Source organism: Pseudomonas sp. A1230, assembly GCF_044218825.1.
GTDB lineage: Bacteria > Pseudomonadota > Gammaproteobacteria > Pseudomonadales > Pseudomonadaceae > Aquipseudomonas > Aquipseudomonas iridis.
In genome coordinates, this window is the sequence record NZ_CP162582.1 from 2976880 (window position 1) to 2993768 (window position 16889).

The window sequence follows — 16889 nt, forward strand, 5'->3', positions numbered from 1 at the left end:
TGCTCGCGAAGAGGCCAGCCCGGCAAACATCACTTCAGGTAATCAGTGCCGTTCGAGCGCATTCACCAGATCGTGAAACGCTTCACGATTGGAATCATTCAGGCCCATGAGGATCTTGTGCGCTTCCAGCACCTTGATCCGCACCACTTCTTCCGACTGATCCTGATCCGGCAGGTCATCGAGGCACTCCGGGCACGGCACGGGATGATTGACGATGTTGAACACCTGCTCGAAGCCCATCGATTGCAGCAGACGGGTGATGTCATCGTGGGTGGTGACCACGGTCGGCAGCAAACCAACCTTCTGCCGCGACAGGATCGACAGTTTGGCCAACAGGCCCAATGTCGTGCTGTCGATGCTGCGGGTTTCGGTCAAATCAATCACGATCGCGTTGAAATTCAGCGCGGTGAAGATTTTCTCAATAGTCGCATCCAACGCCGAACACAGGGTCAGGCGAACTTCACCAACGAACTTCAGGACGAAGGTGCCATCCTGCTCGGCGAACTGGATTCTACCGGTACTCATTAAAGATTCCTGCTCAACACCAACAGGGCGATATCATCCGGCATCTCCCCCAGCGTGGCCAATCCAAAAACTTGCCGCAGACCATCCAGGCTGCCGCCCGCCGACTTCACCCGTTGAGGCAAAGCGGCTTCTTTTTCTTTGAGCGTAGGTTCTGGCAATAGATCCAGAATGCCGTCAGACATCAGCGTCAGGCTGAACGTCGGCGGCAGCTCAAGCACGTGATCTTCGTAGGTGGCTTCATTGAAGAGGCCCACCGGCAGACCGCGCCCTTCGAGATATCGAACACTGTCAGGCGTGTACAACACAGGCAACGGCAGATGGCCGCCGATGCTATAGGTCAACAAACCGGTCTCCTCGTCGATGACTCCACCGACCATTGTGACGTGTTTACCCAGCTTACAACTGATCAGCCCCCGGTTGATATGACCAAGGACTTCCGAAGGCTTGAATTCAGGCAAAGTGCCGTTGCGCTTGGATTCGAACAGCAAGCGCGTGGTCATGAACTTCAGCAGCACGGTGACGAAGGCTGAAGAGGCGCCATGACCCGATACGTCCGCCAGATAAAACGCAACCCGGCGCTCGTCGACACGGAAATAGTCGACAAAATCACCCGACAGGTACAACGACGGGATGATCTGGTGGGCAAACTTGAACTCGTCGATGCTCCACGGGCTTTCCGGCAGCATGTTCATCTGCACCTGGCGACCGGCGTTCTGGTCTTCCTGGAGCAGGTTCAGGCTGGCTTCGAGCTCGCGGTTGGCCTTTTCGAGCTTCTCGCGGTAGCGCTGGTTTTCCAGCAGCAGGCGCGCACGATCCAGGGCCCGGCGCACAGAGTGCTCGAGCACAGCCAGATCTTCGAGAGGCTTGATCAGGTAATCCGCCGCGCCCAGGCGCAGCGCCTCGACCGCGTCATTCATCACGCCGGCACCCGAAACCACGATCACCGGCGTTTGCGGTGACAGCTCGGTGACCTGACGGATGAGTTCGAGACCGCCCATCTGCGGCATGCGCAGATCGCAGATGACCAAGTCGGGCTTGTCTTGCTCGAATACCTGAAGACCCTGTTGGCCGTTGCTGGCCTGCAGGACGCTGAAACCACTGTCTTCCAAATAGGCCGCGAGGCTCGCGCGCACTACTTCGTCATCATCGATTATCAGCAGCGTGGCACTGGTTTTTGGCATGTGGGCAAACGGCGCCAGAATTAGGTTGGCGTAGTTGGCGGGGCAACGGCCCTGCGCAGACTACTGGATTCGCTTTCTAGCCTCTCTGCTGCACCGCTTTCGCGCGTTAGCTGCGTACACGGTTGCACCAGAGGTGCCCTTCTAAGGCGCAGACGGTACTCCCATCCGCTGGGCGTTTCAAGCATGCGCCGATGGTCGCTTGACGACTTTACTTGTCAAATCACCGAGAGTTATAAGAACTGCTCAAACCGTAACCCAATGGAAGGTCAGAACCATGAGTCAAACCGGTCGGGACTACAGCGAAAAGCGCGATTTCATCCGCATGCGTGTCGATGCCGATGTCGTGTTGATTCATGAAGGGGATCAGGTCTCGGCCGTGTGCATCGACCTCTCCAGCAGCGGCATGCAGGTTGAAGCACCGCGCAGCTTCAAGGTGGGTGATCGTTTGTACGTGAGCATTGACTCCGAGCACTCGGCACTCAGCGGTCTTGAAGCCGAGACCGAAGTGGTTTGGGTCAAGGCTCAGGAGGGCGACAGCCAAAAGCTTGGCCTGAGCATCCTGAAGATGAAATAAGCGCACACAAAAAAGGCGACCCGAGGGTCGCCTTCTTTTTTCACCGGTCGAGATCAAAAATCGTCTTCGACCTGGCCGTCCTTCACCTTGAACTCGCGGTTTTGCAAGTAGGCGTTACGAATGAAGGTGTACTTGTCGCCGCTGATCAGCTTCTCGCTGGACAGCAGGCTGGCGCGGGTGTCGACGATGTTCAGGCCGAATATCGAGTTACGCACGGGCACATCGTTGATGTAGCGGTACATGCCGGTGAAGCCGTCGACATACTTGGACGGCGCGTCACGCAGGGTGCTCGGCCCCATCAGCGGCAGCATCACGTACGGGCCGCTGCCCACGCCCCAGTAACCGAGGGTCTGACCGAAGTCTTCGTCGCTGCGGGTCAGGCCCATGTGGGTGCCGACGTCGAAGAAGCCGAGCAGGCCGAATGTGGTGTTGAAGATCAGGCGTGCGGTGTCGACGCCAGCCGCAGCGGGTTTGGCCTGCAGAATGTTGTTCGCCAGGTTGGTGACGTCACCGACGTTGCGGAACATGTTGTGGATGCCGTCTTCGACAAATTGCGGCGTCACGAACTCATAGCCCTGCGCCAAAGGCTTAAGCGCGTAGGTGTCGACGAAGTCGTTGAACTGGAAGATCGGACGGTTGACGCTTTCCCAAGGGTCTTCTTCCGTTGCCGCTTGAGTGGCGAACGGCGCCAGCACCAGGCCGGCATATACACAAAGCTGAGCGAGCGAAGGGCTCAAGCGCATAGAGAAACTCCTTGGAATTGTACTGGCACAGGCATCTCGACCTGGGCGGTAAGGCCGCTAGTATAAGCGCAAAAGTCCTTTTGAGCAGTCCGGGAATGCAGTGACTTGCAGGACGTTTCTCGAGCCCTCCATTCACACCGCCGTCATGCAACTGTCATCGAGACGTTCTAGCCTCATGGATATTTCAGGGACGTTGCCATGTCACACGCCGAAACCTTGCCCGTCGCCGCGCCCGGCCTGAACGCCATACTGTTCGGACTCAGTGGTTGCCTGGTGGATTTCGGTGCCCGCGCCCGACAACACAGTGCCGCCCTGCCCGAACATGCCGAGACCACACCGGGCGCGCTCGAAAGTCTGCAGAGCCTGCAGCGCCAGCACATTCCTTGCGCGTGGATCGACGACCTGCCCGCAGCCATTGCGGGACCGCTATCGGCTGCCTTACCGGCGTGGATCAAGCCTGCGCAACATTCGGCAACAATCAATCCTTGGCCCGCTCCCAACGCCTGCTGGCAAGCGCTGATGGACTTGAACGTTGGCAGCCTGGACGGTTGCGTACTGGTCAGCGGCGAGCCTCGACTGCTGCAATCGGGTCTCAATGCCGGCTTATGGACAATCGGCCTGGCATCCTGCGGTTCACTCTGCGGTCTGGCGCCGGGCGAATGGCAAGCCTTGAGCCAAAAGGAACGGGAGCAGTTGCGCGGCAAAGCGACGATGCAGCTGTTCGGCCTCGGCGTGCACTCGGTGATTGATCATTTGGGCGAGCTGGAAACCTGCCTGGCGGACATCAGCCTGCGCCGCCTCAAAGGCGAAAAGCCCTGATCGGGATCATGCAGGGTGCTCTAGAGTGGATTAATCTAAAGGTCAGCAATAGACCTTTGGCGCGTGGCTGCGGTCAATGCCAGTGCCTCTCGATAAAAAGGAAAACACCATGCCCGCTCAAGAACTTCAAAAACAGCTCGATACCCTGCGCGAGCAGCTGGATCAGAATCCGCCGCTGACTGAAGCCGAACGGGAAGATCTGCGTACGCTGATGCAGCAGATTCAGCTGGAGCTTGAACTCGAAACCAAGACCCAGGATGCCAGCCTCGCTGATGGCGTGAACCTGGCTGTCGAACGTTTTGAGGTCGAACACCCAGCCATTGCCGGTACCCTGCGCAACATCATCAATACACTGGGCAGCATGGGGATCTAATTCCCTCCGAAACGCAAAAAGCCCTGCCATCACTGGCAGGGCTTTTTCATTTCCGGACTTGAAACAAAGCGCCTGAGAGAGCGAGCCTGCTCGCGAAGGCGTCGTGTCAATCGACATCATCCTTGAATGACACACCGCATTCGCGAGCAGGCTCGCTCCCACATTGGATGTGCCACATCCCGGGAACTTATTGACGCACGAGCCGGTGGTTCGGCAGTTGTGCGCTTTCGGTGCTGCGATACGGGTTGATATCCAGCCCACCGCGACGCACGTAACGTGCAAATACCGTCAGTTTTTCTGGTTTCAACAAACGCTGCAGATCCAGGAAAATCCGCTCCACACATTGCTCATGGAAGTCCGAGTGCTGACGGAAGCTGACGATGTATTCCAGCAGACTGGCGTGATCCAGCGCCGCGCCGCGATATTCCACCACTACACTGCCCCAGTCCGGCTGACTGGTCACCGGGCAATTGGACTTGAGCAGGTGGCTGTGCACGCTCTCCTCGACGACGCGCGAATCATCGCAACGCAGCAGTTCCGGACGCGGGTGCTCATAGTTGCTGACGCTGATTTCCAGGTCATCAATGCACACACCCGGCAACGCTACAACGCCTTCGGCTTCGACTTCTTTCAGGCTGCGAACCCGCACGCCGACCGGTTTGCCGGCTGCTGCCGACAGATCCTTGACCAACGTCGCTTCCAGCGTGGCGCTATCGGCAAAGGGCGTCTGGTTCAGCGAGTTCAAATACAGCTTGAAGGACTTGGATTCGATGATATTCGGCGAATCCGCCGGAATGCTGAATTCGCCGATGGCCACCACCGGTTTGCCCGACGGCAGTAGCCACGACAGTTCGAAGCAGTTCCAGAAATCCACGCCTTTATACGGCAGGGTTTCGGCGGTCAGGCCCAGCTCCGCCCATTTCGCGGTGCGCGGAATGGGGAACAGCAAGGACGGTGTGTAGGTGGCGATGTATTCGCTGGATTTGCCCAGCGGCGAGTGTTCGGCTGCGGGATGCATGGCGGAAACCTGACTGAAGAATCAGCGGATTCTACCAGTCTTTGCCCGCACCTTTGAGTGCTTACTGACTGACAGTCAGTTTGCCGACCATACCGGCCTGATAATGGCCGGGGATGTTGCAGGCAAACTCCAGACCCGTAGCCTTGCTGAAGGTCCAGGTCAACTCAGCGGTTTTACCCGGTTCGACCAACACACTGTTCGGATCGTCATGCTTCATGCCATGGCCCATCGCAGCGTGATCCATGCCCGCCATGTCGTGGGACATTTCCTTCATGGTGGTAGGCGTGAGCATGCCGCTCTGCTGCATCTGCAACATTTCCTTCTGATGACTGGCATGCATCGCCGCGTCACCGAGGTTGAATTCATGCAGTAACTGGCCTTTATTCACCAGCACAAAGCGAACGGTCTCACCGGCCTCGACCTTGATAGCCTTTGGCTCGAACGACATATCACCCATCACCACTTCAATACTTCGCGTGGCTTTGCTTGCCGTGGCCGGTTGACCGAATTCGTAGGTGTGCCCTGCTCCGGCCGACACTGACGCGCTCAATACCAACAAACAAGCGGTCAACATCAGGGATTTGCGCGAAAACATGGTCGTACTCCAACAAGATAAGGTTCAGCCTGTGGGAAACTCTAGCTGGCCGGCGCTGGCATCTACCTGACAGGCAGATTACAACTTTGTCAGGTTGACGGTTGCTGCCTGCTCTCGCGGTATAAAGCTTTCGTTGCTACACCCCGAATCACATTGAATCAACCCGAGTCGCCCATGAAACTGTTGATCGTCGAAGACCAAGCGAAAACCGGCCAATACCTGCGTCAGGGCCTGACCGAGGCCGGCTTCAACACCGAGCTGGTGGCCGACGGCGACAGCGGCCAGCAACTGGCCTTGAGCGGTGATTACGCATTGCTGATCCTCGACGTGATGCTGCCCGGGCGCAATGGCTGGCAGATTCTGCAAACAGTCCGTAATGCAGGCCTGGATACGCCGGTGCTTTTTCTGACAGCAAAAGACGCGGTGGAGGACAGGGTTCACGGGCTGGAGCTCGGCGCCGACGATTACCTGGTCAAACCGTTCGCCTTCTCCGAACTGCTGGCCAGGGTGCGTAGCCTGTTGCGTCGGGGCAGTGCCACACCGCAGGAAACCAGTCTGCAATTGGCCGACCTGCGTCTGGACCTGATCCGTCGCCGAGTCGAACGCCAGGGCCAGCGCATCGACCTGACCGCCAAGGAATTCGCCCTGCTGGAAATGCTTCTGCGCCGTCAGGGGGAAGTGCTGCCCAAATCGCTGATCGCCTCGCAGGTCTGGGACATGAATTTCGACAGCGACACCAACGTCATCGAAGTGGCGATCCGGCGCCTGCGCCTGAAGGTCGACGACGAATTCCCCAACAAGCTGATCCACACCGTGCGCGGCATGGGTTATGTGCTTGAAGAGCGCCCAGCCTGATGCGCCGGTTGTCGTTGAGTTCACGCCTGGCCTTGTTGTTTGCTGCCTGCACCGCTGTGGTTTCACTGTTCGCCGGGGTGCTGTTCAACCGTGCCAGTGAGGCGCATTTCATTGAGCTCGACCAGCAATTGCTCGACGGCAAACTGATCGGCCTGCGCCGCGCCTTGCAGGATGTTCAGGCCAGTGAGGCTGAGGCACGGCTGGCGGACGAACTGAGCCGACAAGCCGATCTGTCGTTACGCATCACTGGCGGTGACGGGCAACGCTGGTATGACAGCTCGATCAAGGTGCCAGATGTCTTGCCGCAACAATCCGGCCTGTCGACCGTGAGCAATAACGACACCGAGTACCGCGTGCTGAATGCCCCGCTCTACCCGGATAAACCCGACTCGCCAAAATTGACGCTGTTGCTGGACATCACCCATCACCAGCACTTTCTGCAACGCATGCAGCATCTGATCTGGCTGACCGTCGGGCTTTCGGCGCTGGCTACCGCGTTGCTCGGTGCCTGGGCCGCGCGCAGCGGCTTGCGCCCATTGCGGCGCATGAGTGCGGTGGCGCGTGGGATTTCGGCGCAATCGCTCAATGCCCGACTGTCGGAAGCGCAAATGCCTCCAGAGCTTGCGGAAATGGCCCACAGCTTCAACGCCATGCTCGCACGCCTCGACGACTCGTTTCAGCGGCTCTCGGCATTTTCGGCCGACATCGCCCATGAGCTGCGCACGCCACTGTCGAACCTGCTGACCCACACCCAGGTCACCCTCACCCGCCCGCGGCCGATCGAGGATTACCGCGAAGCGCTGCACAGCAACCTTGAAGAACTGCAATGGATGGCGCAACTGGTCAATGACATGTTGTATCTGGCCAAGGCTGATCACGGTTTGCTGATACCCAAGCGTGAACCACTAACGTTGGCGGATGAGGCGGATGCGCTGTTGGAGTTTTTTGCGCCGTTGGCTGAGGACGCCGCAGTGACGTTGAGCCGTGAAGGCACTGCGCGAATCGAAGGTGACCGCAGCATGTTGCGCCGAGCGTTGTCGAATCTGCTGGATAACGCGCTGCGATTTACGCCCGCCTCGGGGGAGGTCCGCTTGGCGATCCAGGATCTGCCGAATGCTGTGCGTGTATCGGTCGAGAACACCGGCGGTGAGATTTCAGCGCAGCTGTTACCGCGATTGTTTGACCGTTTCTATCGGGCCGATCCGGCGCGACAGGAAGGTAGCAGCGAACATGCGGGATTGGGATTGGCGATTACTCAATCGATCGTTCGGGCCCATGGTGGGCAGATTCATTGCGAATCGGATCGGGGCTGGACGCGGTTTGTGATTGAGTTGCCCAAAGAAGATTGAAACTGTAGGAGCTGCGGCACGCTGCGATCTTTTGATCTTAAAGATCAAGATCAAAAGATCGCAGCGTGCCGCAGCTCCTACAGTATTTCGCGTCAGTGCTTACGAATATCTCAGGGCGTGAGCCGGCTCGATCTTCGCCGCCCGCCACGCCGGATACAGCGTCGCGAGGAAGCTCAAGACAAACCCGGCGGAGCAGATCAGCAACACATCACCACCCTGCAACTCAGACGGCAGATTGCTGACGAAATACACATCGGAGCTGAAGATGTGCTGCCCGCTCACTCGCTCGAACCAGCCGACCAGTTCACTGACATTCAGCGCCGCGATCACGCCCAGCACACCACCAATCAGCGTGCCGACAATGCCGATCACCGTGCCCTGCACCATGAAGATCGCCATGATCTGCCGGGGCGTGGCGCCGATGGTGCGCAGGATCGCAATGTCCGCGCCCTTGTCGTTCACCACCATGATCAATGTGGCGATGATGTTGAACGCCGCCACCGCGACAATCATCAGCAGCAACAGGCCGATCATGGTTTTTTCCATCTTCATCGCACTGAACAGACTGCCCTGAGTGTGGGTCCAGTCGTCCGCCTTGAACTCGGCGCCAAGACCGGCGGCGATGTCTGAAGACACTTTCGGCGCGGCGTACAAGTCTTTGACTGCCAGACGCACGCTCTGCACCTGGTTCGGCTCCCAGCGCTGCATGGTCGCGGCATCGGCTACGTGAATCAGCCCCATCGAACCGTCCAGCTCGGCCCCCACCTTGAACACGCCGACCACGTTGAGCCGCTGCATTCGCGGGGTAATCCCGCCTGGCGCGGTGCTGACTTCCGGCACGATCAGGGTGATCTTGTCGCCGACATTCAGGCGGAAACGGCGAGCGGTGATTTCACCAATGACCACACCGAACTCACCTGGTTTCAGCGCGTCGAGACGGCCCTGCACAATGTGCTGGGCGACGATCGACACCTTGCCTTCCTGCGCCGGATCGACGCCGCTGATCTGGATCGGCTGCATCAAACCCTTGTAGGAGAGCATGCCTTCCATTTCGGTGAACGGCACGGCGGCAGTCACTTCGGGATTTTTCATGGCCGCGGCGGCTACCGGCTGCCAATCGTCAATCGGTTTGACACCAACGATGGTTGCGTGCGGCACCATGCCGAGGATGCGCGAGCTCATTTCGCGCTGGAAGCCGTTCATCACCGACAACACCACGATCATCGCCAGCACGCCGAGGGCGAGGCCGATCATCGAGGTCATCGAAATGAACGAAACAAAGCGATTGCGGCGCTTGGCGCGGGTATAGCGCGTGCCGATAAAGATCGATAACGGTCTGAACATTCGCTGGGGCACCGTATAAAAATAAAAGACCCGACGCCTTTTCAGACGCCGGGTTTCAACTCATCAGATGGGCGTCAGGCAACCGTTTTGCAGGTGCAGGACGCGATCCATCTGGCGAGCCAGGTTCATGTCGTGGGTCACCACCAGGAACGCCGTGCGCATCGAGGTGCTGAGTTCCAGCATCAAATCCTGAATGCCCTGGGCGGTGTGGGAGTCGAGGTTGCCGGTCGGCTCATCGAGCATTACCAGCCCCGGCTTATTCACCAGTGCGCGGGCAATCGCTACACGCTGGCGTTCACCGCCGGACAGCTCGGAGGGTTTGTGTTCCAGGCGATGGCCCAGCCCCACTCGCTCCAGCAGCGCGGTGGCGCGCTGACGCGCTTCCGGGATCGATGTCTTGCCGATCAGCAGCGGCATGCAGACGTTTTCCAGCGCGGTGAATTCCGGCAGCAAGTGGTGGAACTGGTAGACGAAGCCCAGCGAACGGTTACGCAGCAGACCGCGCTTCTTCTCGCTCAGCGCCGACAATTCTTCACCATCGAGCCAGACACTGCCCTGGGTCGGCGTGTCGAGGCCGCCCAGCAGGTTGAGCAAAGTACTTTTGCCCGAGCCCGAGGTGCCGACAATCGCCACACGCTCGCCCGGGTTCAACTCCAGTTGCAGACCGGCGAGCACTTCTACCGACTCCGGACCTTCCTCGTAGGATTTGCCCAGGTTGCGGCAGCTCAAGATTGCTTTTTCACTCATGCCCGACTCACTCATAACGTAACGCCTCCGCCGGCTGGGTGCGCGCGGCACGCCAGGCGGGATACAGGGTGGCGAGGAAACTCAAAACCAACGCAGCGGCGCAGACCATGATCACATCCTGGCTCTGCACCTGCGACGGAAGATAATCAATGAAATACACGTCAGCATTAAGGAACTTGTGCCCGAGCAGCCCTTCGAGGGCCGAGATCGCAGCGCTGACGTTGAGCGCGGCGAGAATCCCGAGCACCGCGCCAATGGCTGTGCCGACCACACCAATGACCGTGCCTTGCACCATGAACGTGCGCATGATCGTCCCCGGTGTAGCGCCGAGGGTGCGCAGAATGGCGATGTCGCCCTTCTTGTCGTTCACCACCATCACCAGCGTGGAAATGATGTTGAACGCCGCCACCGCAACGATCAGCAGCAACAGCAGACCGATCATGGCTTTTTCCATGCGGATCGCCTGATACAGATTGCCGTGGGTGCGGGTCCAGTCACGGGCGTAGAAACGGTCATCGCCAAGTTGCTGGGCTATGTTCCATGCCGCACGCGGTGCCTGAAACAGGTCGTCGAACTTCAGACGCAGGCCCTGCACCTGATCAGGCTTCCAGCGATGCATTTTCGCCAGATCCTGCAGGTTGGTGACGCCCAGATAACCGTCGAGCTCGCCGGCGCCGACATGGAAAATGCCGACCACGGTGAAGCGCTTCATGCGCGGGAACATCCCGGCCGGGGTCACGCTGACCTCCGGAGCGACGAAGGTGACCTTGTCACCGAGCCCCACGCCGAGCTTGGTCGCGGCCTTGTCGCCGATGACGATGCCGAAGCTGCCCGGCGTCAGGTCGTCGAGTTTGCCCTGCTTCATGAAGTTGTCGATGATCGACACATTGCGCTCGAGCGCAGGGTCGATGGCGTTGAGCAACACCTTGGAGACCTGGCCGTTATTGGTCAGCAGGCCCTGCATCTGGGTGAACGGCGCGACGGCCGCCACCTGCGGGTTCTGCTTGACCTTGGTGGCCAGGCTTTGCCAATCGTTGATCGGATCAGTGGATTCAATGGTCGCGTGGGGCACCATGCCCAGCACGCGGGTGCGCATCTCATGATCGAAGCCATTCATCACCGAGAGCACCACGATCATCACGACCACGCCAAGGGCGAGCCCGATCATCGAAGTCAGGGAAATGAATGACACAAAATGATTGCGACGTTTTGCACGGGTATAACGCGTGCCGATAAATACGAAGAGAGGTCTGAACATGTCGGGGCTTGTTCGGAGGGAAAAGGAACGTCCTTGTGGCGGGGGTCGATAACCAGCTTTACACTCAGACCACCGCCGCTACCATGGGTTCGCCATGTCGACATTAGATGAAGAAGATCGCCGCGAATACTACCGTATCGAGGACACGATCGCACTGGAAATTCGGCCCCTGTCCGCTCCCGAAGCCGCAGGCCAGGAAGTGTTGCAGGATGCTTCCCCTCTATTCAACCTGCTCAGCGAGCTGCACCTGAGCGAATTCGAGTCGCAGCACCTGTTGCGCCAGATCAGCGAGCGCGATCGGGCCATCGCCGCGTTCCTGAAATCCCAGAACAAACGCATCGACCTGCTCAGCCAGGTGGTCGCCCTCACCGTGCTCGGCCACATCGGCGAGCCGCAACCGGTGATCATCTCCGAGGGCGGGATCGACTTCCAGCACCCGACGCCCATCGCAGCCGGTGCACACCTGTCGATCAAACTGGTGCTGATGCCCCAGGCGCTCGGCCTGTTGCTGCGCGCCCGTGTCACCCATTGCGAGCGCAAGGGTGAGGGTTATGACGTCGGGACCGAGTTCGAACACCTGACCGATGCCCAGCGCCAGCTACTTGCCCGCTATATCTTGCAGAAGCAGGCTCAGGAACGGCGTCTGGCCCGCGAACAGAACGAATCAGGCATTTAAATTAAGGAAGAACCGTGACCCTCATCTACGGCCACCGCGGCGCCAAGGGCGAAGCACCGGAAAACACCCTGACCAGTTTTCAGGAATGTCTCAAGCACGGCGTGCGCCGCTGCGAACTGGATCTGCACCTGTCAAAAGACGGCGAGCTGATGGTCATCCACGACCCGACGCTCAAGCGCACCACCGACCGTCGCGGCAAGGTCGTCGAGCAGACTGCCGCCGATCTGGTGACATTTGATGCGCGTAAGGGCGGCCCTGGCTGGATCAAGCCGTGCCCGATTCCGACGCTGGAAGAGTTGTTCGAGAAGTGCGATTTCGAGCACTGGCAGCTTGAAGTCAAAAGCGCTTCACGCACCCGCGCTGCCACCACCGTGTTGGCGATTCGAGAAATGGCGCAACGCCACGGCTTGCTCGACAAGGTGACCATCACCTCGAGCTCGCGGGAAGTGTTGAAGGCTGCACTGGATCTGGTGCCGGATGTGTCGCGCGGTCTGGTCGCCGAGTACGCCTGGCTCGACCCGTTGAAGGTCGCGCAAAGCTACGGCTGCGAGATTCTGGCTTTGAACTGGACGCTGTGTACGCCTGAGCGCCTGCAAAAAGCGCAGCGTCAGGGCCTGCATGTGTCGGTGTGGACCGTCAACGAGCCTGCGCTGATGCGCAGACTCGCCGACTTCGGCGTTGACAGCCTGATTACAGACTTTCCCGGTTTGGCCACTGCCACGCTCGAGAATTGCTGAAATCGGTCTCCCCGGCCGGCTCAGGCCACCGGCCGGAGCCCGTCAAAAAAGCCGGTTGAGGCCGTCGTACGCCGCTACCCGATAGGCTTCAGCCATGGTCGGGTAGTTGAACGTGGTGTTGACGAAGTACTTCAGCGTGTTCAGCTCGCCCGGCTGGTTCATGATCGCCTGACCGATGTGAACGATCTCCGACGCCTGATAACCGAAGCAGTGAACGCCCAGCACTTCCAGGGTTTCACGGTGGAACAGGATCTTCAGCATGCCTTGCGGCTCGCCGGCAATCTGGGCCCGCGCCATGCTCTTGAAGAACGCCTTGCCAACTTCGTACGGCACTTTGGCCTGGGTCAGTTCCTGCTCGTTCTTGCCGATCGAGCTGATCTCCGGAATGGTGTAGATGCCGGTCGGCACGTCATTGACGAAGCGCCAGCTAGCGTTATCCACGATGCTGCCAGCGGCCGAACGGCCTTGGTCGTGAGCAGCGCTGGCCAGGCTCGGCCAGCCGATCACGTCGCCCGCGCCGTAGATGTTCGGCACGCAGGTGCGATAAGCCTCGTCGACTTCGATCTGGCCACGGCTGTTGACCTTGACGCCGATGTTTTCCAGACCCAACTGATCGGTGTTGCCGGTACGCCCGTTGCACCAGAGCAAGGCGTCGGCCTTGATCTTCTTGCCGGACTTCAGGTGCAGGATCACGCCGTTGTCGACGCCTTCAACGCGATCGTAATCTTCGTTGTGGCGCACGGTGATGTTGTTGTTGCTGAAGTGGTAGCTCAACGCCTGGGAGATTTCCGAGTCGAGGAAGCTCAGCAACTGACCGCGGTTGTCCACCAGCTCTACCAGCACGCCCAGACCACTGAAGATCGACGCGTATTCGCAGCCGATCACGCCGGCGCCGTAAACGATCAGTTTGCGCGGGGTGTGGCCGAGGCTGAGGATGGTGTCGCTATCGTAGATACGCGGGTGATGAAAATCGATGTCCGCCGGGCGATACGGGCGCGAACCGGTGGCGATGATGATGTGCTTGGCTACCAGTTTTTCGACCACGCCATTGGCGCAGACCACTTCGATGGTTTGCTCGTCGGCAAAGCTGCCGGTGCCGAAAAACACGTCGACACGGTTACGGGCGTAGTAGCCAGTGCGCGAGGCGACTTGTTTGGAAATGACTTTCTCGGCGCTTTTCAACACGTCCGGGAAGGAGAACCAGCGCGGCTCGCCGATGGCCCGGAACATAGGATTGGTGTTGAACTGCATGATCTGCCGCACCGAGTGACGCAGTGCCTTGGACGGGATGGTGCCGAGGTGGGTGCAGTTGCCGCCGACCTGGCGACGGCTGTCGACCATCGCGACCTTGCGCCCTGCTTTGGCGGCGTTCATTGCCGCGCCTTCTCCCGCCGGGCCGGAACCCAGCACCACCACGTCGTAGTTGTAGACAGCCATGCGTACTCCTCAGAACAGGCCGCGGTGCCAGCAGCACCGGCGGCTAAATCACGCCGAACGGCGGCGTGAAGGAACAATTGGGGGTCAGTAAAGAACCCGGACACAGTCTATAGAAGCGTCAACGCCGCGCACATTAACCCTTGGTCGCGTCGTAGGCTACTTTTGCCTGCACTACAACGCCAGCTTTCGTATTGTTCCCAGTCAATTCTTTGCGCCCGAGAGCCGATCGAAAGCCTTGCTGGTGCGTATGACAAAACCTGTATCGGCACGAATGACAAAGAATGCACCAATGTCATGTTTTTCGGCATAGGCCCACGCCCTTTCAGGCCCGAGAATCAGCAACAGCGTCGATAGTCCATCGGCCATCAGTGCTGAAGGATGAATTACCGTGACCGACGCCAGATCGTGTAGGACGGGCGCGCCACTGCGGGCATCGAAGGTGTGGGAATAACGCCGACCGTCCTGCAGGAAATAGTTGCGGTAGTCACCCGAGGTGGAAACGCCGTAGCCGTCGACGTTGATGATGCGCTCGGCGACCTGCTGATCGTCGCGAGGCGCTTCCAACGCAATGCGCCATGGCGAACCGTCAGGTTTTTTGCCCTTGGCCTTGAGCTCGCCAGTGGCCTCGGCGAGGTAATCGTGGATGCCCATGGCGTCGAGCCTGGCGGCAATCGTGTCAACGGCGTAACCGGCGGCGATACTGTTGAAGTCGACTTCGACGGCGGCGTCCTTGCACAACTGCTCGCCATCAATGCGCAAATGCTTGTGACCGACCCTCTGCAACACCTCCGCCAACGCAGCGGCGCTCGGGACCTTTTCTTCGCGACCTTGCGGGCCGAAACCCCACAGATTCAGCAGCGGCTCCACGGTCAGGTCGTAGGAACCTTCGCTTTGCTTTGACAGCTGCTCGCCTACGCGGACCAACTCGAGGACAGGCGCGGGCATTCTCTGACAAGTATTGGCGGGCAATGCGTTGAAGCGCTCGATATCAGAGTCACTGCGATACGTGGACATTTGCCGCTCGATTTCGGCGAGGATGCCCTCCACTTCGCTGCGCACGCGCGCAGCATCCACCTGACCTGCATGACGCACGTACTTGATCGAATACGTGCTGCCCATGGTCGCGCCGCCAAAGTTTTCCAGGCTGTCGCCGTTGCCGCAGCCCGACAAAACAGCGGCCAGGACCACAAGCCCTCTGCACCGTCCAGTTAACAAATCTTCATCTCCCTGCAAAACCGCGGCGGCCATTATGGACTACAGAGCGCGCTCGCTCCGAAACGGATGCAACGCCTTCATACAAATTCAATAGTGAGAATCTGCAAATGTCCTCGACCACGGGCAACGGCAAAGCGATTTTTCGCGTTGTCAGCGGCAATTTCCTCGAAATGTTCGACTTCATGGTCTACGGCTTCTACGCCACGGCCATCGCGAAAACTTTCTTCCCCGCCGACAGCGCCTTTGCATCCCTGATGCTGTCGCTGGCCACGTTCGGCGCCGGCTTCCTGATGCGTCCATTGGGGGCGATTTTCCTCGGCGCTTACATCGACCGTCATGGCCGGCGCAAAGGCCTGATCATTACCTTGGCAATGATGGCCGCCGGCACCGTGCTGATCGCCTGCGTCCCCGGCTATGCAACGCTTGGCGTGGCAGCACCGTTGCTGGTGCTGTTCGGACGCCTGCTGCAAGGCTTCTCGGCCGGCGTGGAACTGGGCGGCGTGTCTGTGTATCTGGCGGAAATCTCCACCCCCGGCCGCAAGGGCTTCTTCGTCAGTTGGCAGTCCGCCAGCCAACAGGCGGCCGTGGTATTCGCCGGCCTGCTCGGTGTCGGTCTCAATCACTGGCTAAGCCCGGAGGAAATGGGCGAATGGGGCTGGCGCGTGCCGTTTCTGATTGGCTGCATGATCGTACCGGTGATATTCGTCATCCGTCGTTCGCTGGAAGAAACCCCGGAATTCCAGGCGCGTAAACATCGCCCTACCCTGCGCGAAATCGTCCGTTCGATCGGCCAGAACTTTGGCATTGTCATCGCCGGCATGGCGCTGGTTGTGATGACCACAGTGTCGTTCTACCTGATCACCGCCTACACCCCGACTTTCGGCAAATCCGAACTGCATCTGTCGGACCTGGACGCCTTGCTGGTGACGGTCTGCATTGGTCTGTCGAACTTCTTCTGGTTGCCGGTGATGGGTGCGGTGTCCGACAAGGTCGGACGTAAACCCCTACTGCTGGCGGCGACAATTCTGGCGATTCTGACGGCTTATCCGGCACTGTCGTGGCTGGTGGCGAACCCGAGTTTCAGCCATCTGCTGATCGTCGAGCTGTGGCTGTCGTTCCTGTACGGCTCTTATAACGGCGCGATGGTGGTGGCGCTCACGGAGATCATGCCGGTGGAAGTTCGTACGACCGGGTTCTCGTTGGCCTACAGCCTGGCAACGGCGACATTTGGTGGTTTTACACCGGCAGCGTGCACTTATCTGATTCATGTGCTGGGTAACAAGGCTGCGCCGGGGATCTGGCTCACGGGCGCGGCTGTGCTTGGGTTGATTGCGACGCTGGCGCTGTTTCGTGGCAACAGGCATGAACTGCGAACTGCGCAAGCGGCTGTGGTTGGTCGCGCCTGACAGGACGCCATCGCTGGCAGGCCAGCCCCCACAAGAG

18 protein-coding genes are annotated in these 16889 nt (G+C 59.3%); 8 read left to right on the forward strand and 10 right to left on the reverse strand.

Annotated elements, in window-relative coordinates:
* Window positions 1–42: 42 nt before the first annotated feature.
* A complete protein-coding gene (gene rssC, locus AB4P97_RS14015) occupies window positions 43–525 on the reverse strand; it encodes an anti-sigma factor antagonist RssC (protein WP_042560140.1) in 483 nt (160 codons plus the stop codon).
* Window positions 525–1706, reverse strand: a complete 1182-nt coding sequence (gene rssB, locus AB4P97_RS14020; protein ID WP_047302218.1) for a two-component system response regulator RssB — start codon at window positions 1704–1706, stop codon at window positions 525–527. The genes rssC and rssB overlap by 1 nt, the downstream gene beginning before the upstream one ends.
* A 274-nt stretch (window positions 1707–1980) precedes the next feature.
* Here rssB and AB4P97_RS14025 point away from each other — a divergent pair, with 274 nt between their 5' ends.
* The gene (locus AB4P97_RS14025; RefSeq protein WP_042560142.1) at window positions 1981–2280 is read left to right on the forward strand and encodes a PilZ domain-containing protein; all 300 of its coding nucleotides are present in this window, start codon (window positions 1981–1983) and stop codon (window positions 2278–2280) included.
* Window positions 2281–2333: 53 nt separating this feature from the next.
* Here AB4P97_RS14025 and AB4P97_RS14030 read toward each other — a convergent pair whose 3' ends face one another.
* A complete protein-coding gene (locus AB4P97_RS14030; RefSeq protein ID WP_042560143.1) occupies window positions 2334–3023 on the reverse strand; it encodes a VacJ family lipoprotein in 690 nt (229 codons plus the stop codon).
* A 198-nt stretch (window positions 3024–3221) separates the two neighbouring features.
* On the opposite strand from AB4P97_RS14030, the gene AB4P97_RS14035 reads away from it, so the two are divergent.
* Both AB4P97_RS14035 and AB4P97_RS14040 read left to right on the forward strand, forming a co-directional pair.
* On the forward strand, window positions 3222–3842 hold the full coding sequence (locus AB4P97_RS14035) for an HAD family phosphatase (RefSeq protein WP_395602884.1): 621 nt from the start codon (window positions 3222–3224) through the stop codon (window positions 3840–3842).
* Between the two features lie 109 nt (window positions 3843–3951).
* Complete coding sequence (locus tag AB4P97_RS14040) at window positions 3952–4215, forward strand: DUF4404 family protein (protein ID WP_042560145.1); 264 nt, start codon at window positions 3952–3954, stop codon at window positions 4213–4215.
* A 187-nt stretch (window positions 4216–4402) separates the two neighbouring features.
* Here AB4P97_RS14040 and queF read toward each other — a convergent pair whose 3' ends face one another.
* Entirely contained in the window at window positions 4403–5233 is an 831-nt protein-coding gene (gene queF / locus AB4P97_RS14045) for an NADPH-dependent 7-cyano-7-deazaguanine reductase QueF (protein ID WP_042560146.1), read from the reverse strand.
* A 61-nt stretch (window positions 5234–5294) separates the two neighbouring features.
* A complete protein-coding gene (locus AB4P97_RS14050; protein ID WP_395602885.1) occupies window positions 5295–5828 on the reverse strand; it encodes a plastocyanin/azurin family copper-binding protein in 534 nt (177 codons plus the stop codon).
* 174 nt (window positions 5829–6002) lie between these two features.
* Here AB4P97_RS14050 and AB4P97_RS14055 point away from each other — a divergent pair, with 174 nt between their 5' ends.
* Together AB4P97_RS14055 and AB4P97_RS14060 are read left to right on the forward strand one after the other, a co-directional pair.
* Window positions 6003–6683, forward strand: a complete 681-nt coding sequence (locus AB4P97_RS14055; protein ID WP_200616762.1) for a heavy metal response regulator transcription factor — start codon at window positions 6003–6005, stop codon at window positions 6681–6683.
* Entirely contained in the window at window positions 6683–8032 is a 1350-nt protein-coding gene (locus tag AB4P97_RS14060; protein WP_395602886.1) for a heavy metal sensor histidine kinase, read from the forward strand. Before AB4P97_RS14055 ends, AB4P97_RS14060 begins: the two co-directional genes overlap by 1 nt.
* Before the next feature lie 99 nt (window positions 8033–8131).
* Here AB4P97_RS14060 and AB4P97_RS14065 read toward each other — a convergent pair whose 3' ends face one another.
* The 3 genes from AB4P97_RS14065 to AB4P97_RS14075 all read right to left on the reverse strand — a co-directional run bounded on the left by AB4P97_RS14065 (window position 8132) and on the right by AB4P97_RS14075 (window position 11381).
* The gene (locus AB4P97_RS14065) at window positions 8132–9376 is read right to left on the reverse strand and encodes a lipoprotein-releasing ABC transporter permease subunit (RefSeq protein ID WP_042560151.1); all 1245 of its coding nucleotides are present in this window, start codon (window positions 9374–9376) and stop codon (window positions 8132–8134) included.
* A gap of 63 nt (window positions 9377–9439) precedes the next feature.
* Window positions 9440–10123, reverse strand: a complete 684-nt coding sequence (gene lolD, locus AB4P97_RS14070; protein WP_164488114.1) for a lipoprotein-releasing ABC transporter ATP-binding protein LolD — start codon at window positions 10121–10123, stop codon at window positions 9440–9442.
* A 7-nt stretch (window positions 10124–10130) separates the two neighbouring features.
* A complete protein-coding gene (locus AB4P97_RS14075; protein ID WP_042560153.1) occupies window positions 10131–11381 on the reverse strand; it encodes a lipoprotein-releasing ABC transporter permease subunit in 1251 nt (416 codons plus the stop codon).
* Between the two features lie 94 nt (window positions 11382–11475).
* Here AB4P97_RS14075 and AB4P97_RS14080 point away from each other — a divergent pair, with 94 nt between their 5' ends.
* Both AB4P97_RS14080 and AB4P97_RS14085 read left to right on the forward strand, forming a co-directional pair.
* A complete protein-coding gene (locus AB4P97_RS14080) occupies window positions 11476–12057 on the forward strand; it encodes a PilZ domain-containing protein (RefSeq protein WP_047302229.1) in 582 nt (193 codons plus the stop codon).
* Window positions 12058–12071: 14 nt separating this feature from the next.
* On the forward strand, window positions 12072–12794 hold the full coding sequence (locus tag AB4P97_RS14085; RefSeq protein ID WP_042560155.1) for a glycerophosphodiester phosphodiesterase: 723 nt from the start codon (window positions 12072–12074) through the stop codon (window positions 12792–12794).
* A gap of 42 nt (window positions 12795–12836) precedes the next feature.
* Here the strand turns inward: AB4P97_RS14085 and sthA are convergent, their stop codons facing one another.
* Window positions 12837–14231 carry a Si-specific NAD(P)(+) transhydrogenase gene (gene sthA, locus AB4P97_RS14090; protein WP_042560156.1) on the reverse strand — a complete coding sequence of 465 codons (1395 nt, stop codon included), beginning with the start codon at window positions 14229–14231 and terminating at the stop codon, window positions 12837–12839.
* 201 nt (window positions 14232–14432) lie between these two features.
* Complete coding sequence (locus tag AB4P97_RS14095) at window positions 14433–15479, reverse strand: FAD:protein FMN transferase (protein ID WP_395602887.1); 1047 nt, start codon at window positions 15477–15479, stop codon at window positions 14433–14435.
* Window positions 15480–15553: 74 nt separating this feature from the next.
* Between AB4P97_RS14095 and AB4P97_RS14100 the strand changes: the two genes are divergently transcribed.
* Window positions 15554–16852, forward strand: a complete 1299-nt coding sequence (locus AB4P97_RS14100) for an MFS transporter (RefSeq protein ID WP_395602888.1) — start codon at window positions 15554–15556, stop codon at window positions 16850–16852.
* The last annotated feature ends 37 nt before the right edge of the window (window positions 16853–16889 follow it).